The organism is Bradyrhizobium ottawaense (assembly GCF_002278135.3).
In the GTDB taxonomy this organism is placed as follows: Bacteria; Pseudomonadota; Alphaproteobacteria; order Rhizobiales; family Xanthobacteraceae; genus Bradyrhizobium; species Bradyrhizobium ottawaense.
In genome coordinates, this window is sequence record NZ_CP029425.2 from 3,066,797 (window position 1) to 3,087,176 (window position 20,380).

Sequence of the window (20,380 nt, forward strand, 5' to 3'; positions counted from 1 at the left end):
CTCTTCCCGCAAAACAAAACAGAGGCCGCGAGGCCTCCGTTTTTCGTCGTGCGATTGGCGAGCCTTGTCGCTTACCCCAGCCGTCCCGCCGCATGCGCCAGCAGCGTGTACACCAGCCCCGTCTCCGAGGTCAGGTGGCTGCGCAGTTCCTGCGGGCCGCGGCCGTCGCGGGCGACTTCGTCGAGCAGGCGCTCGAACTCGGCGACGTAGCGGTCGACCGTGCCCTTGAAGTTGCGGTCGGCGCGGTACTTGCGGGCGACCTCGTCGAAGGCCTTCTGGCCGGCGGGCGTGTAGAGGCGCTTGGTGAAGGCCTTGTTCTCGCCGCGCTGGTAGCGGTCCCACATTTCGGCGGCGAGGTTGCGGTCCATCAGCCGGCCGATGTCGAGCGACAGCGATTCCAGCGGATTGCCACTTGCCTGCGGCGCCTGCGGCTGCGGCGCGGGTGCGGCGCGGCCACGCGGAGCCTCACGGCCGGTCGGGGCGCCCTGATTGGCGTCCGTGCGGTTGAGCAGGTCCGACAGCCAGCCGTCACGGCCCTGGTCGCTACCGGCGGGCGCGACCGGCGGTGCTTCGGTGCGGCGCGCGGCCGGCATGCCGAGGTCCGGCGGCGGCAGCGTGGAAGCGCTGCCGGTGTCGCGCATGCGGGTCTCGGCGCTACGTCCGCCCGCAGCTGCCATGATCGGCTCCTCCTGGCGCTGGACGGCGACGGACGCGCGGCCCGTCGTGGTGACGTCGAGGCCGCGGCCATGCTGGGCCACGATGCGGTTGAGCTCGGCGAGGGCCTCGATCTGGTCGACGATCACCTTGCGCATCTGCGCAGTGCTCTCGGCGGCCTCCTGCGGCATCTCGAGCACGCCGCGGCGCAGCTCGTTGCGGGTGGCTTCGAGCTCGTTGTGCATCTCGAAGGCCATCTGCTTCATGCTGGAGACGAGGTTGGTGAACTTCTCGGTCGACTGCTTGAACATCGTGTCCGCCTCATCCGTGGTCTGGCGGTAGATGTCGTGCATGGCCTCGATGGTCTGCCGGTGCTCTTCCTCGGATGCGACGCGCACCGCCTCGAACTGGCGGGTGATCGCCGCGGAGCCTGCGCCGGCGGTCTCGGCGACGACGCGGGCGATGTCGCGGGCACGCTCTTCGGCGGCCGCCAGCGATTCATCGAGCAGGCCGGTGAAGCGCGACAGGCGCTGGTCGAGATCGGCCGTGCGCAGGTCGATCGTGGTGACGAGCGATTCCAGCGCCTGCTTGCGCTCGGCGAGCGAGGCGGTGGTGTTCTTGTTGCTCTGCTCGACGACCTGCGCGGCGTCGACCAGGGCTTTGCCGTGCGCGTCGAACTGGGTCGACAGCTCGCCGAGATCCTGCAGCGCCTTCGTGGTCTTGCTGTTGAAGACGTTGAGCTGCTCTTCCAGATTCTGCGTCGCCGCGCCGTTGCGCGAGGTGACGTCGTTCATCGCCGAGACGAAGTCGGCGACGCGCGTCACCAGCGCCCGCTCGAGCGAGTTGAGGTTGTCGTGCGCACCGGTCAGCACCTCCTGAAGCAAGATGTTGCCTTCGCGCAGACGCTCGAACAGCGCCACGGTGTCGGTACGCAGGATCTTGCTGGTCTCCTGCATCTCCGTGACGGCCGCGATCGAGACCTGGCGCGACTGGTCGATCGCCGCGCGCGAGGCCTGCTCGAGGTCCTTGAGCGACTTGCCGACCGCGCCGGTGGCGATCTCGCTCGCCGCGTTGATGGTGCGCGCGACTTCCGAGCCGTTGCCCATCATGGTCTGCGAGAACGCCTGGCCGCGCGTCTCGATCGACTTGAGCGCGTCCGAGGTGACGCGGTCGATGTCGAGCGTGAGCTGGCTGGTCTTGGAGCCGATCGCGTCGACCAGGGCGCCGCGCTTGGCGTCGATCATGTTCGACAGGCGGTCGGCCTGCTGCTGCACGTAGGTGACGATCTCGTCGGTCTTGCCGGTCATGGCCTGGCCGAAGCTGGAGCTGGCGGCGAGCACCGAACGCTCGACGTCGGACGAGCTCGACTTGACCCGCGAGCTCGCCTCGTTGGAGGCCGAGATCAGCGCGTTCTGGGCGTTGAGCGCGCTGGTCTGGATGTCGTTGGTCGCGTTCGCGGTGGCCGCGCTCAGCGTCCGTTCGATCTCGGTCGAGATCGTGCGGATCTGGCTCGCGGCGTCTGCCGAGGTCGAGGTCAGCGAGGTCTGGGCCTCACGCGCGCTGTTGAGGATGGTCGAGGCGGTGTCGGCACCGACCGCGGTCAGCGTGCGCTCGATGTCTGTGGTCAGCGACTTGATCTGGCTGGCCGCATCGGTCGAGGCGGAGATCAGCGAGCCCTGAGCCTCGCGCACGCCGCTGGTGAGCGCCTCGATGGTGGCGCCGCCGGCGGTTGCCAGTGCGCGCTGCATCTCGGCCGCGAGCGAACGGACCTGGCTGGTCTGCTCGGCCGAGACGGAGAGCAGGGTGGTCTGAGCGTCGCGGGCGCTGGTGGTGATCGTCTCGGCGGTGGACTGGCCGACCTGCGATAGCGAACGATGCACTTCGGCCGCGAGCGACTTGACCTGGCTGGCCGCCTCGGAAGACGCCGTGACCAGCATGTTCTGCGCCTCTCGCGCGCCGGCGGTGATGGTCTCGGCGGTCGAGGTGCCGGCCATCGAGAGCGAGCGCTGCACATCGGCGGTGAGCGACTTGACCTGGGCCGCCGCATCCGAGGACCCGGCAACCAGCGTGTTCTGCGCCTCGCGCGCGCCGCTGGTGAGGATCTCGGCGGTCGAGGTGCCGGCCATCGTGAGCGAACGCTGCACGTCGGAGGAGAGCGCCTTGATCTGATTGGCGGTCTCGCTCGAGGCCGCGATCAACGCGCTCTGCGCATCGCGAGCGCCGGCGGTGATCGATTCCGCCGTGGTGGTGCCGGCCATCGACAGCGAGCGCTGCACGTCGGCGGTGAGCGTCTTGACGTGGTTGGCCGCGTCCGAGGACGCCGTGACGAGGGTGGTCTGCACCTCGCGGGCGCCGGCCAGGATCGAGGCTGCGGTGGCAGAACCTGCCGCCGACAGCGTACGCTCGACGTCGGCCGCAAGCCCCTTGATCTGGTTGGAGGCCTCGCCCGAGGCTGCGACCAGCGTCGACTGCGCCTCGCGGGCGCTGCTCAGGATCGAGTTCGCCGAACCGGTGCCGACCGCGGTCAGCGCGCGCTCGACCTCGGCAGAGGTCATCTTGAGCTGGGCGTTGACGTCGGAGGAGACCGTCATCAGCGATTGCTGGGCGGTGCGCGCACCGGTCTGGATCGTCTCGCTGGTGTTGACGACGAGGTTGGTGAGCGAGCGCTCGGCGTCCTCGACGTGCGAGCGGATCGCGGTCGAGATCATCTCGGCGCGGGACATCATGTCCTCGCTGGCCTGGCGGCCGCTGCTTTCGATGCGGCCGGCGACGGCCTCGACGCGCGAGCCGAGCAGGTCCTCGAACTGCGCCACGCGCACGTCGATGTCGCTGGCGACCGAGCCGACCCGGGTCTCGATGACCTGATGGATCTCCTGGAAGCGCGCCGTGACCGTGTCGGTCAGGTGCGTGCTGCGGCCGTCGATGATCTCGGTGACGCCGGTGATGCGACGGTCGACCGCCTCGATCGCCTGCGCGGTGCCGTCCGTGAGGGTGGAGGTCAGGAGGGTCAGGCGCGTGTCGATCGACTGCACGGCCTGCGAGGCGCCGTTCGTGACCGCGGTGGTCAGGTAGGTGAGGCGGGAGTCGATGGACTCGAGCGCCTGCGTCGCGCCGCCGGTGAGCGTCGAGGTGAGATGGGTCAGCCGCGTATCGATCGACTGGATGGTCTGCGAGGCGCCATCGGTCAGCGAGCTCGTGAGGTGGTTGAGGCGCGCATCGATGGTTTCGATGGCCTGCGTAGCGCCGCCGGTCAGCGACGTCGTGAGGTGGGTGAGGCGGGAGTCGATCGACTGGATCGCCTGCGCGGCGCCATCCGTCAGCGAGGTCGCGAGCGTGTTGATGCGCCCGTCGATGGTCTCGGTCATGGATTGCGCGCGGGTGTCGAACGACTGTTCGAGCGCGGCGACGCGGCCGACGAGCTGCTCGTCGAAGGTCTTGATGTGACCATCGATCGTGCCGTCGAGGCTGGCGATCTTGCCGTTCAGCGAGGCGTCGAGGTGGTTGACGCGTTCGCCGACCGTGGTCTCGAACTGCACCAGGCGCTGGTCGAGCAAGGCCGTGATCTCGCCGCCGTTCGCGGTGAAGCGGGTGTCGAAATTCTCGACATAGGTCTTCAGCGACTCGTGGATGTCCTGCGTGCGCTGGCCCATGCGCTCGACGATCTCGCCGCCGAAGGTCTTCACGGTGCGGTCGAACTCGGAGATGTGGCGCGTGATCAGCGCGCCCAGCGTGCCGGAGTCGCGGGCGAACTTCTCGACCAGCTCGGTGCCCTGGTTCCTGACCAGCTCGTCGAACGCGCTCATCTGCAGCGACAGCGAATCGTGCGCGGTCTCGGTCTGGCTGACGACCTTGGCGACGAGGGTGTTGACGGTGGCGTCGAGCGCCTCGCTCGCCTTGTCGCCGCTCGTCAGGATCTGGCCGGCGAGGCGGTTGCCGGCGTCGTCGATCTTGGCGGAGAGGTCGTTGGAGCGCAGCTCGAGCTCGAGCAGCAGCGAGTCCGAGGAATTCTTCAGGCTGTCGTGCACCTGCTCGGTGCGCTCGGAGATGCCGTCGACGATCGCGGCGGAGCGCTGCTCGAACTCGCCGGTGATGCGGTCGATGCGCTCGTTCAGCATCTCGTGGACGCGGTCGGCGAGGTCGACGAATTCGTCGTGGACGTGGCCGGTCTTGAAGTTGAGGCTGGTGGTCAGCCGCTCGCTGGCATCGAGCACGGCGCGCGTGGTCTCGTTGCTGGCTTCCTCGAGACGGTCGAGCAGGTCGCCGCCGCGCTCGCCGAGCGCCAGGATCATGTTGTCGCCGGCATTGCTCAGCGCGCTGGTGATGTGGGCGCCGCGCTCTTCCAGCGCGCCGGTGATGGACTTGGCGACCTCGTCGACGCGCGAGGCGATCGCATCAGAGATCAGCGCGATGTCGTGGCGCAAATCGATCTGCACGCCGGAGATGGCGCTGCGGACCTGCTCGGCCTGGCCGACCAGATTGTCGCGCTGATGGGCGATGTCCTGGAGCAGGGCGCGGATGCGCACTTCGTTGTCGGAATAGGCGCGTTCGAGCGCGGCGACCTCGTTGGCGACCAGCGTCTCGAGCTCGCCGGCGCGCGCGATGGCGCGCTCGATGCCGTCGCCCATCGCCGCGACCTCGCGGCGGATGGCCTGGCCGACGGTGACCATGGAATCGGAGGCCGAGCCCTCGGGCTCGGAGAAGCGGATCGCGACCTGCGCCATCGCCTGCGCGATCATGCGCATTTCCTGGCCGCGCCAGACGAGGCTCGCAAGGAAGTAGAACAGCATGATCGGCGCGAAGAACATCGCGATCAGGCCGGCGATGACGAGCACGCCGCCGCTCTGGCCCATGGCGGCCTGGATCGAGGGCAGGAAGCCGAACGTCAGCGCGGCGCAGGCGGCGAGCCAGACGCCGGCGAAGATGGTGGCGAAGGTGTAGACGCTGCGGGCAGGGCGGCCCTTCTGAAGCGCCTGGAGCAACTGGCCGATGGTCTCGCGGTCGTCATTGGCGGCGCGGCGCGAAGAGCGCGGCTCCTCGACCGGGTCGAACACGGTCGAGCGTTCGTTGGCGGCAGGGCGCGGCTCGAAGCTCGGCTCGTCGAAGATCGGGGGCGGCGGCGCCACCGAAGGCGCGGTTTCGTTGCGCATCGCGGCGTTGCGGCTGGTGTCGGCAGCCGTGTCGCTGATGTTCAGGGCTTCCTGGATCGCAGAAAGCGCAACTTCTGTGGGGTCTTTGACCTTTTTCGGAGTGTTCGCCATGTTCAGTCCGAGCCCTCGTTACTTGTACGCGTCCCCCCGCGAGCCCTGCGCGCTACGCAAGCCCACAGACCGGATCATGCCGCTTGCGCGGATCTCCGAGCCGTCCCCACCCGGACGGCTTGTCCGCCAATTTCCGCAACATCCTATTGGCAGAGCGTCGCGAATGAAATGCCCGCGATTAAGACAATCTTAATCATCGTTAACAGGATCGCGCCGTAACGCCTTAGCAATAAATGCAATTCTCCACTGGACTCGGCCGATTGCGGCAACTTTTCGTCAATAATCCGGCGGAACTGCGTTCAAGACCCCCAACATTTCGTTAACCATTTCCATGCTTGGGTGAGGCGAACTCACCGCCGAACCGGCGGAACCGTCGCGCGATGCCGGGGCCTGCGCCATGACGCCTGAACTGCAACGGATGGACTGGATGCCCTCGCCCCCGCTTGCACCCATCGACAGCCCGCTCGACCTCGACCATCTCTCCCGGATGACGCTCGGCGATGCGGATCTGGAACAGGAAGTGCTCGCCATGTTCGCCGAGCAGGCTGTCCGCCTGATCGCGGCGATGGCGGCGCTGCCGGCCGAAACCGGCGCATTGGCCCACAAGCTCAAGGGCTCGGCCCGCGGGGTCGGCGCCTTTGCGGTGGCTGATGCCGCAGCAAGCCTGGAGATCGCGGTCCAGACCGGCCATGACCAGCGCCACGCCCTCGCCGCGCTGAAGGAGGCAGTGACCGAGGCCCGTGCCGCCATCGAGGCGATGCTGAAGCCTTGAGGCCACGCGGCCGAGCCGGACTCTAGTCTCTTGTTTTGACGCGTTTTCTTCCCGCAAAGCGGGATTCACTTCGGCTGAAAACCCTATGGCGCCGGGCTGATCGACCCGTTATAGGACAGCCCGGACCCTCCTTCATTCCCAGCACCGCGGCAGCACGAGCACACATGGCCAAGATTCACTTTGTCGACCACAAGGGCGAAACCCGCACGGTGGAAATCGAGAACGGCGCAACCGTGATGGAAGCCGCGATCCGCAACAGCATTCCCGGCGTCGAGGCCGAATGCGGCGGCGCCTGCGCCTGCGCGACCTGCCATGTCTATGTCGACGAAGCCTGGCGTGAGAAGGTCGGCAGCCCGACGCCGATGGAAGAGGACATGCTCGATTTCGGCTTCGATGTGCGCCCGAATTCGCGCCTGTCCTGCCAGATCAAGGTCTCCGACGATCTCGACGGTCTCGTCGTGACGACACCGGAACGCCAGGCCTGATCTTTCAAGCCTGCTCCTTCTTGCGATTTACGAAGCGCTCGGCGGCGCGACTTCGATGCCGCGCTTGTGCCAGGGTCTGAATTTCTCGATCACCTCCGCGGTCAGCGGGGCCGGCCGGCGCGTCGCCTCGTCGAGCAAGACGCCGACCGAAATCGCCGAGGCGATGCATTTTCCCTCCGAGAATACGACCTGCTCGAAGGTCACTGACGTCCGTCCGAGCTTCACTACGCCGAGGCCGAGCTCGATCGTGTTTGGCCAGTGCAGTTCGGCGCGGAAATGCATGTCGAGCCGCACCATGATCCAGGCGAGGCCCGGCGGGGTCAGACCGTACTGGGGAAGCTTCATCAGCGTGACGCGGCCGGTCTCGAAATAGGTGGCGTAGACAGCGTTGTTGACGTGCTGGTTGGGGTCGAGATCGCCAAAGCGGACATTGTCGCTGAGGCGGAAGGGGAAGTCCTCCAGACGCGGCGTCGTGTCGAGGCGGCTTGGTGCGTTCACCGATTGATCTCCGTCATATCCATCCTCGTTACAACCCAGTTATCCTGACCCGGCAAGTGGGCGCGGCTGCGGGGCGCTCCCGCTTTTATGCCTTCCCTGATCCATCCCCGTTGGCTAGACAGGCAGGGTCACCTCTGCCCGCCGGGCGCCGTCCAACCGATAACGACCGATAAAGAGACGACATGAGCGACGTGATCAAAACCGATGTGCTGATTATTGGCGCCGGCCCGTGCGGTCTGTTCGCCGCCTTCGAGCTTGGCCTTCTCGACATGAAGACGCATTTCGTCGACATCCTCGACAAGGTCGGCGGCCAGTGCGCCGAGCTCTATCCGGAAAAGCCGATCTACGACATTCCCGGCATTCCGCAGGTTTCGGGGCAGGGCCTCACCGACGCGTTGATGGAGCAGATCAAGCCGTTCCATCCGACCTTCCATCTCGGCGAGATGGTCGAGACCGTGGAGAAGGTCGGCGATCCCGCCTTTCGCTGCATCACCGACGCGGGCAAGGTGTTCGAATGCAAGGTGCTGGTGATCGCGGCCGGCGGCGGCTCGTTCCAGCCCAAGCGTCCGCCGGTGCCGGGCATCGAGGCCTATGAGGGCACTTCAGTCCATTACGCCGTGCGCAAGATGGAGACGTTCCGCGACAAGAACGTGCTGGTCGTCGGCGGCGGCGATTCCGCGCTCGACTGGACGCTCAATCTGCATCCGATCGCGAAGCGCATCACGCTGTTGCACCGGCGCGACGAATTTCGCGCCGCGCCCCACAGCGTCGAGCAGATGCGCGCGCTGGTCGCCGGCGGCAAGATGGATCTCCGGCTCGGCCAGGTCACCGCTCTCTCAGGCACCGAGGGCAAGCTCACAGGCGCTACCATCAAGGGCAACGACAACAGCGTCACGGAGATTTCCTGCGACACCATGCTGCCGTTCTTCGGGCTGACCATGAAGCTCGGCCCGGTCGCCAACTGGGGCATCGCGCTGGAAAACAATCTGGTGCCGGTCGAGACGTCCGCGTTCGAGACCAATGTTCCCGGCATCTTCGCGATCGGCGACATCAACACCTATCCCGGCAAGATCAAGCTGATCCTGTGCGGCTTCCACGAGGGCGCGCTGATGTCGCAAAAAGCCCATCGCTACGTCTATCCGGAGAAGCGGCTCGTGTTCCAGTACACGACCTCGTCCTCCAGCCTGCAAAAGAAGCTCGGTGTCAACTGACGGCGGCGGGGTGGGGAGGGGATGCCCCATGTTTCTGGCGCTGGAACCGTTCGCGAAATCGCCGTAGTCTGCGGCCATTCCGGTCGTGGAATAACAAGGTGACCTAATGCGGATTTTTTCCAGCTCTCGGCTGCTCCCCTTCCTCGCGCTCGCATTGTCGCTCGCGACGGTGACGCCGTCTGCGGCACAAATCGCCGAGCCCACGGCGGCGGGCCTCTGGCAGAAGGTCGAGGACGGCAAGACGGTCGGATGGTTCCTCTTTATCGACCATAACGGCATCTTCGAAGGCGTGATCGCAAAGACCTTCCCGCGGCCCGGCGATGATCCGAACGAGATCTGCGCCAAGTGCACCGACGATCGCAAGAACGCACCGGTGCTCGGCATCTCCTTCGTCCGCAACATGAAGCGCGAAGGATTGAAGTACGAAGGCGGCAACGTTCTCAATCCGCGCGACGGCCAGATCTGGAAGGCCAACATGAAGGTCAGTCCTGATGGCCAGACCCTGACCCTGCGCGGCTATCTCGGCATCGCGCTGCTCGGCAAGGACGAGGCCTGGACGCGCCTGCCTGACACCAACATCGCCCAGGTCGATCCCGCCATCGTCGCAAAATATCTGCCCGCGCAGGCTGCGGCCACCAAGCCGCCGGCGCCGACGAAGAAGAGTGGCGGCACGATGATGGCGCCGGCGCCCAAGCAGTAAGGGTGTCCGTCGCGCGCTGGGCCGCCTGATCGGCAGTAGCTCCGCACATCGTCGTCATTCCTCGCGCAGGCGGGACGACGGAGAGTCGGCGGCGGCCATATCCGCCGAAAGACCAACGGGCCGCGGGCCCGCTCCAGTAGTTGCCCGGAATGCGTGCTGGCGCCGGATTTGCATAGCTATCCGCAGAGCTGCTGGGGGAATGAGTCGCTGCCCTCCGCGCCTTTCGCGCAAGCTGCGGAAGGCGGGCGGCGTGCGTTGTCCCACGCGGCGATCACGTCGACCCGCGGAGACGATATGCGACCTCCAAGATTGCGACTTGCAAGATTGCGACCTGCAAGATTGTATGCGGCGCCCTTGCTGGGCCTGGCCGCGCTCGTGACGACATCGGCGCAGGCGCGCGATGACGGACGCTATGCCAACTCGCCGTTGAAGCCCTGGTTCGAGAGCCTGTACAGCGAATACGGGCAATGCTGCACGGATGCGGACGGCTACGTCATTGCCGACGTCGATTGGGAGTCCGATCACGGCCGCTTCCGCGTCCGCATCGACAACGAGTGGGTCGTGGTGCCCGACGGTGCCGTCATCACCGTGCCGAACAAGATCGGTCGCACCATGGTGTGGAAGCACTATATCGACGGCCATCCGCGGGTACGCTGTTTCATGCCGGGCAGCATGACCTGAAAACGCTGACGGCGCCCGCATCAGATGCAGGCGCCGAAGGCGAAGGGGAGGCTTAGCGCGCTTCGCTTCCCGAGCCGGCGCTCGCAAGCTGCTTCACGCGCGGCGACAACACCGAGACCTGTGCGGGCGAGGCGGGCATGCCGGCGACGGTCATCGCCGGCGCGGTCGACTGCTCCTCGACGCCGGCGCCGCCGAGCACCTGCACCTGCGTCGCCGAGATCGGCAGCGACTTCACTTCGTAAGAGGGAAGCTCACTGGCGAAAGCACCGGTCGAGCTCGCAATCGCGGCACTGGCGACGGCAATCATTGTGAGAACACGCATTGGAAAATCTCCGTTGAAGGTGTCAATCGGAGGTTTGGTCGTGGCGATGCCGGGCCAGGTTCGCTTGTGAGAGAACATTCCCGTGGCCGTCGACGAACATATTGATTGCTTGATGCGCAACGACGAAACGAGGAAGAAGCTTTCGGCGCCAGTGTTTCCGGACGGTTTCGCCGCATCGATCGAAGCAGCTCGCAGCTAGCTTGTCTGCAACTCCAGCTGCGCAGATATGGTCGGCGCGGCGGTCACCGGAAAGCGCAGGCTCATGCTCGTGCCGCGGCCGGGTGACGACGAGATGATCAGCTCGCCGCCGTGGGCCGCCATGATCTCGCGGACGATCGACAAGCCGAGGCCCGCGCCGTCGCCGGCGGTGTTGCCGGTCTGAAACGGCTCGAGCAGTTTGTGTTCCGCGCCATCGGGCAGGCCCGCGCCGTCGTCGTCGATCGAGACGCCGTCGCGGCGGAGCGTGGCGACGATGCGTCGCGCGCCATGGGCGTGGATGAGCGCGTTGCCGACGAGATTGGCAAGCGCGCTGCGAACCGCGGCATCCACGCCCTGCACCAGGAGCGGACCTTTCTCGGCCTGTTCCAGCGCGAGCTCGATGCCGGCGTCCAGTGCCGAGGGGCCGAAATCGGCCAGCACGTCCAGCGTGATCTGGGCGAGATCGATCGGCCGTTTTTCGATCGCATGATTTTGCAGCCGCGCCAGGTCCAGCATGGCGGAGACCAGCGACGTCAGGCGCCTGATGTCGCGCACCAGCTCGACCTTCAGGGCCGGCTCGGACACGTCCTCGACCTTCGCGCGCAGCAGCGTCAGCGGTGTGCGCAGCTGATGGGCGGCGTTGCCGAGGAAGCGGCGCTGCATCCTGATATAGGCGTCGATCTCGCCGAAGGCGCGGTTCAGCGCCTCGACCAACGGCTTCAATTCGCGAGGGACCTCGGACAGGGAGATCAGACCTTGCGGTGCCGACGGGTCGATCGCGAGCGCGCGAAGCGCCACCCGTTCGATCCCGCGCGAGACGAAACGTGCAGCAAGCGCCGAGCCGATGGCGACGGTCGCCGCAAAGGCCAGCGCTACCAGGATGATCGAAAAAATCCTGTTGACGAGGAAGTTCCCGGCCATTCGTCCGAAGCGGACCTGAGGCTCGCCGACCATCATCGCGAGCTGCAATGAGCCCCTTTGCGCGACGGCGAGGCAGAAGGTGCTCTTCTGGTCGAGTGTGTTGAAGACCGATGAGCCGACAGGCCCGTGATAGGGAAAGGCGAAGGGGAGGGCCGGCCGGCGTTCGCTGCCGTACTCGCTGACCATGTCGCCTGCGGACACGACGTACCAGAGGTTCGGGCTGTCGGCCTTCAACTCCGCGAGTGCGGAAGTCGGGCGTATCGTCAGGTTTCGTCCATCGATCTCGGTAGCGCGATCGAGAACAGCGGCGACGACCCGGCAGGCCCTGAACTCGCGTTCCTCCAGCGGGTACCTCGAGACGAAGATCGCGACCATGATCAGGAAGATCATTGTCGCGGCGATGCCGAGCGACAGCGCAAACGTTCGGGCGATCGACGTCATCGCGGCGGCGCCAGCCGCAGGATGTAGCCGATGCCTCGCATGCTGCGGATCTCGACATCGCCGCCGAGTTCGAGCAATTTCTTCCTTAGCCGCGAGACCTGAGCTTCCAGCGTGTTGGATTCGATCTCGTCGTCGAAGCCATAGATCTCCTCGATCAGGGCGGCGCGGGTGATGACGCGGTCGCGCCGCATCAGGAGAGCTCCGAGGATCAGCGCCTCGCGCCGCCGCAGTAGGATCTTGGTGTCGGCAACCACCGCCTCGTTGCTGCCGAGATGCAGCTCCACATTGCCGAGCGACAGCACCGAAGGGGCGAGCAGCCGGGGTCGCCGCAGCACCGCGCGCACCCGCGCGATCAGCTCCTGCGGCTCGAACGGCTTGCCGAGATAATCGTCGGCGCCGCTGTTGAGGCCGTCGACGACATCCTCCTTGGCGTCCTTGGAGGTCAACATGATGATGGCGGGGCGTTCCGGCGATCGGCTCAGCGCCGTGACCACCTGGAGCGCATCGCCGTCGGGCAGCATGCGGTCGACGATCGCGAGATCATATTTGAAATTGTCCAGCGCCTGGCGGGCATCGGCAATCGAGCCGACGAGATCGACGATCCCGTGCAATTGCCCGAGCAGGCGGCTGACATAGGCGCCGATCTGCGGTTCGTCTTCGATTACGAGGGAACGCACGCGGGTCGTCCTTGACTCTGCTGGGCAACAAAACCCCGAGCGTGACGCTCCCTGGCCGAAGTCTGGCGTTTCGGCTCCTGCGCAGGGTTCCCATAAAGGCAGCGAGCTTGGCGAATAAAAGGCAGCGGTGACGGCGCTGGCCGGCACCGGCGGTCAAAGTTTGGCGGCGTGAGCGCCGCGCGGCAATGTTCGGGCAATGTTGGTTCGGCGGCCGTCGCCAGGTGCGCGCCGGGAGCATGGTGGGGCGGCGGTTTTCGGCTTGCAATCTTGGGGCAATTTTGCCGGACCACATACTGGAGCTCCAACCACACGAGTCGACCAGGCCAGGATGGCCGGTCCGGGGCCCTGTAATGAAGCATTTTGACGACGCCGCTCTTCGCCTCACGGTGAATGTGCGGCTCACGGCCACCTTGCTCGCCGCAATCGGCGCGATCATGGCGATCCCTCAATCCGCATCGGCGCAGACCGCGTTCACGCTGCCGGCGCCGCCCTTCGAGCTGCCGATGCTGCCTTCGCCTTCTGGAAACTGGACGGTCATGGTCGGCATCGGCGGCGAGTACATGCCTGACTTCGTCGGATCGAAGAACGGCAGGTTCATGCCGATCCCGATCTTCTCCATTCGCCGCGCCGGATCGATCGACCAGTTTCGCGGGCCGCGCGACAGCGCCAGCATCGCGCTGCTCGACGTCGGCAATTTTCGCGCAGGGCCTGCGTTCAAATACGTCGCCTCGCGCAAGGCCGACAAATATGCCGAGCTGACCGGCCTTGGCGACGTCAAGGCCGCCTACGAGCTCGGCGGCTTCGTCGAATATTATCCGGTCGACTGGCTCCGCCTGCGCAGCGAATTGCGCCAGGGCGTGGGCGGCCATACCGGCACCGTCGCCGACATCTCTGCCGACGTCATCGTGCCGCTGATTCAGAGGTTGACGATCTCGGCCGGCCCGCGCTTCACCTGGAAAAGCACCAAGGCGACCGCTCCTTATTTCGGCGTCGACGCCGCGCAGGCGCTGGCGTCGGGATTGCCGACATACAATGCCAAAGGCGGCGCGCACTCGGTCGGCTTCGGCAGCCAGGTCTCCTATCGCATCAATCCGCAGTGGGAGGTCCATGCCTATGTCGAGTACGAGAAGCTGCTGGGCGATGCCGCGGACAGTCCGCTGGTGAAGCTGCGGGGATCGTCGAACCAGACCACCGTCGGTCTCGGCGCGTCGTATTCGTTCGATTTCAGGATCCGATAGGTCACCATGCGTCGCACTGCTTTTCTATGGATTGGCCTCGCAGCCGCTTGCGTCGCCCTCGGCGCCGCGGCGGCGTTCGAGACGCGGGCGAGCCGGCTCCAGGCGATCAAGACGGTGGGCATCGTCTCCGCCATCGGCGAAGAGATGAGCCTTTCACAGGCAGGCCTTACCAAGCTCGGCTCCACCGGGCAAAGCGCCTCGATCAGTGCATGGGGGCTGGATGAGCTGATCGTCCAGCAGGTCACCCGGCTGCTAGGCGGACGCTATCGCGTTCAGGCCGTCAACTACACCCGCGCCGCCTTCGCTGCTGTCAGAGATTCGGCGGTCACGCCCGTCAATCTGCTGCGGAGCGATCCGTTCAAGGAGCTGGTTCGCACCGACGTCACGCCCCAGGGACTGGATGCGTACATCGTCATTACCCGCGCGAAATCGAAACTCGGAAACGGTCGTAACGTCGAGGGGGTCGGGATCGCCGAATACCGGACGCTGCTTGCGGACTACGGCCTGATCCACGCGCTGTACGAGGTCCGCGTCATCGACGGCAAGACGTTCGACGTGATCGAGAAGAGGGCGGCCGCGCCGCTCGACAACACCGGGACCATAGGGATCGCCCGAGCGGGCCGGTGGACGGGACGTTTGACGGTCCGGCTTCGAGCGAACGGCTGCGCGCGGCGATTGCGGATCTCATCACGCGCAGCCTGCCCGTCACGCTGGACGACATGCATCTGATCGGTGGTCAGTGAAGCCGGCTGGCGGCCTCAGGTCACCGGCGCGGGATTGAACAGCGTCAGATCGTTGTGGATGCCCCAGCGGTCCGACCATGGCTTGGTGCGGCCGGAGGCGACATCGAGGATCAGGCGGAACAGGTCCCAACCGGTCTCCTCGATGGTCTTCTCGCCGGTGGCGATGCGGCCTGCGTCGAAGTCGATCAGGTCTTTCCAGCGCCGCGCCAGCTCGCTGCGGGTCGCGACCTTGATGACGGGCGCGGCCGCAAGGCCGTAGGGAGTGCCGCGGCCGGTGGTGAACACCTGCAACGTCATGCCGGAGGCGAGCTGAAGCGTGCCGCAGATGAAGTCGGAGGCGGGGGTCGCCGCGAACAGCATGCCCTTCTGCGTCGCCTTCTCGCCGGGGGAGAGCACGCCGGTGATTGCGCTCGAGCCGGACTTGACGATCGAGCCCAGTGACTTCTCGACGATGTTGGCGAGGCCGCCTTTCTTGTTGCCAGGCGTGGTGTTGGCGCTGCGATCGGCGCCGCCTCGCGCGAGATAGGAATCGTACCAGGCCATCTCGCGCACCAGCGCGCGGCCGACGTCCTCGTTGATGGCGCGGCGGGTGAGCAGCTGGATGGCGTCGCGCACCTCGGTGACTTCAGAGAACATCACGGTAGCGCCGGCGCGCACCAGGAGGTCGGCGGCGAAGCCGACGGCGGGATTGGCGGTGACGCCGGAGAAGGCGTCGCTGCCGCCGCATTGCAGGCCGATGACGAGGTCGGACGCCGGACAGGTCTCTCGCGTGCGCTTGTTGAGAATTTTCAGCCGCGCCTCCGCCTGCGTCATGATCGCATTGACGATGGCGCCGAAGCCGTCGAAGGCTTCGTCCTGCATGCGCACGATGGCGTTATCGATGCCCTCCGGCACCAGCCGCTCCGGTGCGAGCTTCTCGCAGCCGAGGCCGACGACGAGGATCTCGCCGCCGAAATTCGGGTTGAGCGCGATGTTCTGCAGCGTGCGGATCGGAATCACTGCGTCTGGCGCGGTGATGGCGACGCCGCAGCCATAGGCATGCGTCAGCGGCACGACGTCGTCGACGTTGGGGTATTTCGGCAGCAGCTCGGCGCGGATTCGCTTGACCGCATATTCCATCGTGCCCTTGACGCATTGCACGGAAGAGGAGATGCCGAGGATGTTCTTGGTGCCGACCGAGCCGTCCGGATTGCGATAGCCTTCGAAGGTGAACCCTTCGAGCGGCGGCAGCGGGGCGGGGACGGCGGTCGAGATTTCGAGCTTGTCGAGGTCGGGGGCATCCGGCATGCGAATGCGTGCCTCGTCGACCCATTCGCCGGCCAGGATCGGCGACAGCGCGAAGCCGATGACCTCGCCGTAGCGGACGATCGGCTGATCTTGCGCGATGTCGACCAGCGCCGTCTTGTGCCCCTGCGGCACGAAGGCGCGCAGTGTCAGGCCGCTGGCAAAGCGGGAGCCGGCGGGAAGCCCGAAATCATTGACCACGATCGCGACATTGTCGCGCTCGTTGAGCTTGATGTAGCGGGGCTGCTCTTTCGCTGCCACGTCCTGGTCCATCTGCGCTTGCCTCCGAAGCCGTAGGGTGGGCAAAGGCGCAACGCGCCGTGCCCACCATGCTTCATACCGAACGTAAGCGGTGGGCACGCTTCGCTTTGCCCACCCTACGATATCTTCCCGGTGGTCAGCCCGGGAACGTATAAGCCGTCTTCACCGTCGTGTAGAACTCGCGCGCGTAGGAGCCCTGCTCGCGGGCGCCGTAGCTCGAGCCCTTCCGGCCGCCGAACGGCACGTGATAGTCGACGCCGGCGGTCGGCAGGTTGACCATCACCATGCCGGACTCGCTGTTGCGCTTGTAGTGCGAGGCGTATTTCAGGCTGGTGGTGCAGATGCCGGAGGCGAGGCCGAACTCGGTGTCGTTGGAGATCGCCAGCGCCTCTTCGTAGTTCTTGGCGCGGATGACGGCGGCGACGGGGCCAAAGATCTCCTCACGCGCGATGCGCATGTTGTTGTTGGCTTCGGTGAACAGCGCCGGCTGCAGGTAGTGGCCGGGGTTCTCGCGCTTGAGCAACTCGCCGCCGAACGACAGCTTCGCACCCTCGTCCTGGCCGATCTTGATGTAGCGCAGGTCCTGGTCGAGCTGGCTCTGGTCCACGACGGGGCCGATATGCACGCCGGCCTTGAGCGCGTCGTCGACCGACAGGCCGTTCAGGCGCTCGGCCACCGCCGCGACGAAGCGGTCGTGAATGCCTTCGGTGACGATCAGGCGGGAGGAGGCGGTGCAGCGCTGGCCGGTGGAGAAATAGGCGCCGTTGACGGCGACCTCGACGGCGGTCTTGAGGTCGGCGTCGTCGAGCACGACCAGCGGATTCTTGCCGCCCATCTCCAGCTGGAACTTCTTCATCGGGTTCGAGAGCACGCAGGCCTGCGCGATCTTGCGTCCGGTCTGCACCGAGCCGGTGAAGGAGATCGCCGCGACGTCAGGGTGGTCGAGCAGGGTCTGGCCGACCACCGAGCCGGAGCCGACCACGAGGTTGAACACGCCGGCGGGAATGCCGGAGCGGGTGATGATCTCGGCCAGCGCGTGACCCGAGCCCGGCACCAGCTCAGCCGGCTTGAATACCACGGTGTTGCCGTAGCAGAGCGCGGGCGCGATCTTCCAGGCCGGGATCGCGATCGGGAAATTCCAGGGCGTGATCATGCCAATGACGCCGACCGGCTCACGGGTGAGCTCGACGTCGAGGCCGGGACGCACGGAGGCGCCCTTCTCGCCGATCAGGCGCAACGCCTCGCCGGCAAAGAACGCAAAGATCTGGCCGGCACGCGCGACCTCGCCGATGCCCTCGGGGAGCGTCTTGCCCTCCTCGCGCGCGAGCAGGCGGCCGAGCTCTTCCTTGCGGGCGAGGATCTCGAGGGAAATCTTGTTCAATGCGTCATAGCGAACCTGCGGCGTCGACTGCGCCCAGGCGGGGAAGGCGGCCTTGGCGGCTGCAATGGCCTTCTCGGTCTGCGCCTTGTCGGCCTTGGCGTATTCGCCGACGACGTCGTTGGTGTTGGAGGGGTTGATGTTCCTGGTGACGCCGGAGCCGTCGACCCATTCGCCGCCGATGAAGTTCTTCAGGATCGCAGTCATCTCATTCCTCCAAGTCGTTTAAGGGGCATGATCCCTATCGGAAAACCGGTGCCCACTTTTCCGGGATCATGCCTGAAGTTTGTCTAACGCACGAGGCACGGACGCTTGTCGTCAAAGGTCCAGCCGGGGATCAGGTCCTGCATGGCAATAGCGTCATCGCGGGCACCGAGTCCATGCTGCTTGTAGAGGTCATGCGCCGCGTCGATGGCGGCCCTGTCGATTTCGATACCCAGGCCCGGGCTATCAGGGACGGCAATCTTGCCGCCCTTGATCTGGAGCGGCTCTTTGGTGAGCGCCTGGCCGTCCTGCCAGATCCAATGGGTGTCGATCGCAGTGACCTTGCCGGGGGCGGCGGCGCCGACATGGGTGAACATGGCCAGCGAAATGTCGAAATGGTTGTTGGAGTGCGAGCCCCAGGTCAGGCCGTTGTCACGGCAGGTCTGCGCCACCCGCACCGAGCCCTGCATGGTCCAGAAATGGGGATCGGCGAGCGGAATGTCCACCGCGCCGAGACGCAGCGCATGGGAGAGCTGCCGCCAGTCGGTGGCGATCATGTTGGTCGCGGTCGGCAGGCCGGTGGCGCGGCGGAACTCGGCCATGATCTCGCGGCCGGAAAAGCCGGCCTCGGCGCCGCAGGGGTCCTCGGCATAGGCGAGGATGCCGTGCATGTCCTTGCAGAGGCGGATCGCCTCGTCGAGCGACCAGGCGCCATTGGGATCGAGCGTCACGCGCGCGTTCGGGAAGCGCTTTGCGATCGCGGTGACGGCCTCGATCTCCTGCTCGCCGCGCAGCACACCGCCTTTCAGCTTGAAGTCGGCGAAGCCGTAATGGTCGTGGGTGGCTTCCGCGAGCCGCACCACGGTCTCCGGGGTCATCGCCTCCTGATGGCGGAGATTGAACCATTCGGACTTGCCGGTCTCGCCCTGGACGTAGTTCAGCTTCGACTTGCGCCGGTCGCCGACGAAGAAGAGATAGCCGAGCGTCTCGACGCTATTGCGTTGCTGGCCTTCGCCGAGCAGCGCGGCGACGGGCAAGTTGAGATGCTGGCCAAGCAGATCAAGCAGTGCGGATTCGATCGCGGTGACCGCGTGGATCATGACGCGAAGATCGAAAGTCTGCTTGCCGCGGCCGCCGGCGTCGCGGTCGGCGAAGGCGGTGCGGACGTCGGCGAGGATGTTGTTGAGCGCGCCGACGGTCTTGCCGATCACGAGATCGCGCGCGTCCTGCAGCGTCTGCCAGATCTTCTGCCCGCCCGGCACCTCGCCGACGCCGGTGTGGCCGGCATTGTCGGTGAGGATGACGATGTTGCGGGTGAAGAATGGCGCATGCGCGCCGCTCAGATTGAGGAGCATGCTGTCGCGGCCCGCGACCGGAATCACCTGCATCGCCGTGACGACAGGGGCGCCAGAGATATCGGTCACGGCCATCGCTCGCTCCTCGCTGTTGTCGCCCTATTCTGCCGCCTGTTGTGTCGATCGGATGGCGGGCAGATTCTTCACCAGCGCGGTCACTTCGGCGATCTCCTGCTCGGTGAGGTCGGTGAGCGGCGGGCGGACCGGGCCGGAGTCGCGGCCGATCACCTTCATGCCGGCTTTGATGATCGAGACGGCATAGCCCTTCTTGCGGTTGCGGATCGCGATCAGCGGCAGGATGAAGTCCTTCAGCCCGGCCTGGATCGTGGCATGGTCGCGCTTGCGCACCGCGGCGTAGAAGTTGGTGGCGAATTCCGGCACGAAATTGAACACGGCCGAGGAATAGGTCGTCACGCCCATGTCGAGATAGGGCAGCGCGAAGGTCTCGGCGGTCGGCAGGCCGCCGACATAGGTGAGACGATCGCCGAGCTTGGTGTAGACGCGGGTCATCAGCTCGATGTCGCCGATGCCGTCCTTGTAGCCGACGAGGTTCGGGCAGCGCTCGGCAAGCCGCGCGAGCGTGTCGGGCTGCAGGATCGCGTTGTCGCGGTTGTAGACGATGACGCCGATTTTCACGGCGGCGCAGACTGCCTCGACATGGGCGGCAAGGCCCTCCTGCTCGGAGTGGGTGAGGTAGGGCGGCAGCAGCAGCAGGCCGTCCGCGCCGGCCTTCTCCGCGCCGATTGCGATCTCGCGGGCGATCGCGGTGCCATAGCCGGTGCCGGCGAGCACGGGCACGCGACCCTTGGTCTCGTCGACGGCGACCTTGACGACTTCAGGGACCTCGGTCGGCGTCAGCGAGAAGAATTCGCCGGTGCCGCCGGCGGCGAACAGGCCTGCGACATCATAGCCGCACAGCCAGTCCATGTTGGCGCGATAGGTCGCCTCGTCGAAGGAGTAGTCAGCCTTGAAGGGCGTGACGGGGAAAGACAGGAGGCCAGATCCGATCTTCTGGGCCATTTCCTGCGGGGTCATCTTGCTCATGGGCGCGGCTCCCTCATTGCGTGTTGTGGAGGACGCAAGCAGAAGGCTGCGCGTC

At 66.0% G+C, this 20,380-nt stretch carries 16 protein-coding genes; 7 read left to right on the forward strand and 9 right to left on the reverse strand.

All coding sequences use genetic code 11. The features are described 5' to 3' along the window. Nucleotides 1-71 precede the first annotated feature (71 nt). Entirely contained in the window at nucleotides 72-5,912 is a 5,841-nt protein-coding gene (locus CIT37_RS14450; protein ID WP_095425599.1) for an apolipoprotein A-IV repeat region-like domain-containing protein, read from the reverse strand. Nucleotides 5,913-6,309: 397 nt separating this feature from the next. On the opposite strand from CIT37_RS14450, the gene CIT37_RS14455 reads away from it, so the two are divergent. Then, entirely contained in the window at nucleotides 6,310-6,684 is a 375-nt protein-coding gene (locus CIT37_RS14455) for an Hpt domain-containing protein (protein WP_038949074.1), read from the forward strand. Nucleotides 6,685-6,848: 164 nt separating this feature from the next. After that, on the forward strand, nucleotides 6,849-7,169 hold the full coding sequence (locus tag CIT37_RS14460) for a 2Fe-2S iron-sulfur cluster-binding protein (RefSeq protein WP_018317347.1): 321 nt from the start codon (nucleotides 6,849-6,851) through the stop codon (nucleotides 7,167-7,169). Between the two features lie 27 nt (nucleotides 7,170-7,196). On the opposite strand, the gene CIT37_RS14465 is transcribed toward CIT37_RS14460, so the two are convergent. After that, nucleotides 7,197-7,667 carry an acyl-CoA thioesterase gene (locus CIT37_RS14465; protein ID WP_095425598.1) on the reverse strand — a complete coding sequence of 157 codons (471 nt, stop codon included), beginning with the start codon at nucleotides 7,665-7,667 and terminating at the stop codon, nucleotides 7,197-7,199. A 182-nt stretch (nucleotides 7,668-7,849) separates the two neighbouring features. Between CIT37_RS14465 and CIT37_RS14470 the strand changes: the two genes are divergently transcribed. The 3 genes from CIT37_RS14470 to CIT37_RS14480 all read left to right on the forward strand — a co-directional run bounded on the left by CIT37_RS14470 (nucleotide 7,850) and on the right by CIT37_RS14480 (nucleotide 10,259). Beyond that, nucleotides 7,850-8,878 carry an NAD(P)/FAD-dependent oxidoreductase gene (locus tag CIT37_RS14470; protein WP_095425597.1) on the forward strand — a complete coding sequence of 343 codons (1,029 nt, stop codon included), beginning with the start codon at nucleotides 7,850-7,852 and terminating at the stop codon, nucleotides 8,876-8,878. A gap of 106 nt (nucleotides 8,879-8,984) precedes the next feature. Next, nucleotides 8,985-9,578 (forward strand): DUF2147 domain-containing protein, encoded by a 594-nt coding sequence (locus tag CIT37_RS14475; protein WP_095425596.1) that lies wholly within the window; start codon nucleotides 8,985-8,987, stop codon nucleotides 9,576-9,578. A gap of 294 nt (nucleotides 9,579-9,872) precedes the next feature. Further along, nucleotides 9,873-10,259: a hypothetical protein gene (locus tag CIT37_RS14480; RefSeq protein ID WP_081494309.1), complete on the forward strand. Its 387-nt coding sequence runs from the start codon at nucleotides 9,873-9,875 to the stop codon at nucleotides 10,257-10,259. Between the two features lie 52 nt (nucleotides 10,260-10,311). On the opposite strand, the gene CIT37_RS14485 is transcribed toward CIT37_RS14480, so the two are convergent. The 3 genes from CIT37_RS14485 to CIT37_RS14495 form a co-directional block, all read right to left on the reverse strand. Continuing rightward, on the reverse strand, nucleotides 10,312-10,581 hold the full coding sequence (locus tag CIT37_RS14485) for a hypothetical protein (RefSeq protein WP_161966406.1): 270 nt from the start codon (nucleotides 10,579-10,581) through the stop codon (nucleotides 10,312-10,314). A gap of 195 nt (nucleotides 10,582-10,776) precedes the next feature. Further along, entirely contained in the window at nucleotides 10,777-12,141 is a 1,365-nt protein-coding gene (locus CIT37_RS14490; RefSeq protein ID WP_095425594.1) for a sensor histidine kinase, read from the reverse strand. Then, on the reverse strand, nucleotides 12,138-12,818 hold the full coding sequence (locus tag CIT37_RS14495) for a response regulator transcription factor (RefSeq protein ID WP_028143283.1): 681 nt from the start codon (nucleotides 12,816-12,818) through the stop codon (nucleotides 12,138-12,140). The genes CIT37_RS14490 and CIT37_RS14495 overlap by 4 nt, the downstream gene beginning before the upstream one ends. Nucleotides 12,819-13,168: 350 nt before the next feature. Here CIT37_RS14495 and CIT37_RS14500 point away from each other — a divergent pair, with 350 nt between their 5' ends. Both CIT37_RS14500 and CIT37_RS14505 read left to right on the forward strand, forming a co-directional pair. Next, a complete protein-coding gene (locus CIT37_RS14500; protein ID WP_161966407.1) occupies nucleotides 13,169-14,056 on the forward strand; it encodes a MipA/OmpV family protein in 888 nt (295 codons plus the stop codon). A 6-nt stretch (nucleotides 14,057-14,062) separates the two neighbouring features. Next, a complete protein-coding gene (locus CIT37_RS14505) occupies nucleotides 14,063-14,785 on the forward strand; it encodes a hypothetical protein (protein ID WP_244611241.1) in 723 nt (240 codons plus the stop codon). A 29-nt stretch (nucleotides 14,786-14,814) separates the two neighbouring features. Here CIT37_RS14505 and garD read toward each other — a convergent pair whose 3' ends face one another. The 4 genes from garD to kdgD all read right to left on the reverse strand — a co-directional run bounded on the left by garD (nucleotide 14,815) and on the right by kdgD (nucleotide 20,325). Continuing rightward, nucleotides 14,815-16,356 (reverse strand): galactarate dehydratase, encoded by a 1,542-nt coding sequence (gene garD / locus CIT37_RS14510; RefSeq protein ID WP_095425593.1) that lies wholly within the window; start codon nucleotides 16,354-16,356, stop codon nucleotides 14,815-14,817. Between the two features lie 124 nt (nucleotides 16,357-16,480). After that, complete coding sequence (locus CIT37_RS14515) at nucleotides 16,481-17,929, reverse strand: aldehyde dehydrogenase family protein (RefSeq protein ID WP_038949082.1); 1,449 nt, start codon at nucleotides 17,927-17,929, stop codon at nucleotides 16,481-16,483. Between the two features lie 83 nt (nucleotides 17,930-18,012). After that, the gene (gudD, locus tag CIT37_RS14520) at nucleotides 18,013-19,356 is read right to left on the reverse strand and encodes a glucarate dehydratase (RefSeq protein ID WP_095425592.1); all 1,344 of its coding nucleotides are present in this window, start codon (nucleotides 19,354-19,356) and stop codon (nucleotides 18,013-18,015) included. Between the two features lie 24 nt (nucleotides 19,357-19,380). Continuing rightward, entirely contained in the window at nucleotides 19,381-20,325 is a 945-nt protein-coding gene (gene kdgD, locus CIT37_RS14525; protein WP_018317335.1) for a 5-dehydro-4-deoxyglucarate dehydratase, read from the reverse strand. Nucleotides 20,326-20,380: the final 55 nt, after the last annotated feature.

Excerpts from the sequence above, each read along its gene's own strand:
- CIT37_RS14450 (WP_095425599.1), bottom strand. The coding sequence starts at position 5,912 with ATGGCGAACACTCCGAAAAAGGTCAAAGACCCCACAGAAGTTGCGCTT.
- CIT37_RS14455 (WP_038949074.1), top strand. The coding sequence starts at position 6,310 with ATGACGCCTGAACTGCAACGGATGGACTGGATGCCCTCGCCCCCGCTT.
- CIT37_RS14460 (WP_018317347.1), top strand. The coding sequence starts at position 6,849 with ATGGCCAAGATTCACTTTGTCGACCACAAGGGCGAAACCCGCACGGTG.
- CIT37_RS14470 (WP_095425597.1), top strand. The coding sequence starts at position 7,850 with ATGAGCGACGTGATCAAAACCGATGTGCTGATTATTGGCGCCGGCCCG.
- CIT37_RS14475 (WP_095425596.1), top strand. The coding sequence starts at position 8,985 with ATGCGGATTTTTTCCAGCTCTCGGCTGCTCCCCTTCCTCGCGCTCGCA.
- CIT37_RS14480 (WP_081494309.1), top strand. The coding sequence starts at position 9,873 with ATGCGACCTCCAAGATTGCGACTTGCAAGATTGCGACCTGCAAGATTG.
- CIT37_RS14485 (WP_161966406.1), bottom strand. The coding sequence starts at position 10,581 with ATGCGTGTTCTCACAATGATTGCCGTCGCCAGTGCCGCGATTGCGAGC.
- CIT37_RS14490 (WP_095425594.1), bottom strand. The coding sequence starts at position 12,141 with ATGACGTCGATCGCCCGAACGTTTGCGCTGTCGCTCGGCATCGCCGCG.
- CIT37_RS14500 (WP_161966407.1), top strand. The coding sequence starts at position 13,169 with ATGAAGCATTTTGACGACGCCGCTCTTCGCCTCACGGTGAATGTGCGG.
- CIT37_RS14505 (WP_244611241.1), top strand. The coding sequence starts at position 14,063 with ATGCGTCGCACTGCTTTTCTATGGATTGGCCTCGCAGCCGCTTGCGTC.
- garD (WP_095425593.1), bottom strand. The coding sequence starts at position 16,356 with ATGGACCAGGACGTGGCAGCGAAAGAGCAGCCCCGCTACATCAAGCTC.
- CIT37_RS14515 (WP_038949082.1), bottom strand. The coding sequence starts at position 17,929 with ATGACTGCGATCCTGAAGAACTTCATCGGCGGCGAATGGGTCGACGGC.
- gudD (WP_095425592.1), bottom strand. The coding sequence starts at position 19,356 with ATGGCCGTGACCGATATCTCTGGCGCCCCTGTCGTCACGGCGATGCAG.
- kdgD (WP_018317335.1), bottom strand. The coding sequence starts at position 20,325 with ATGAGCAAGATGACCCCGCAGGAAATGGCCCAGAAGATCGGATCTGGC.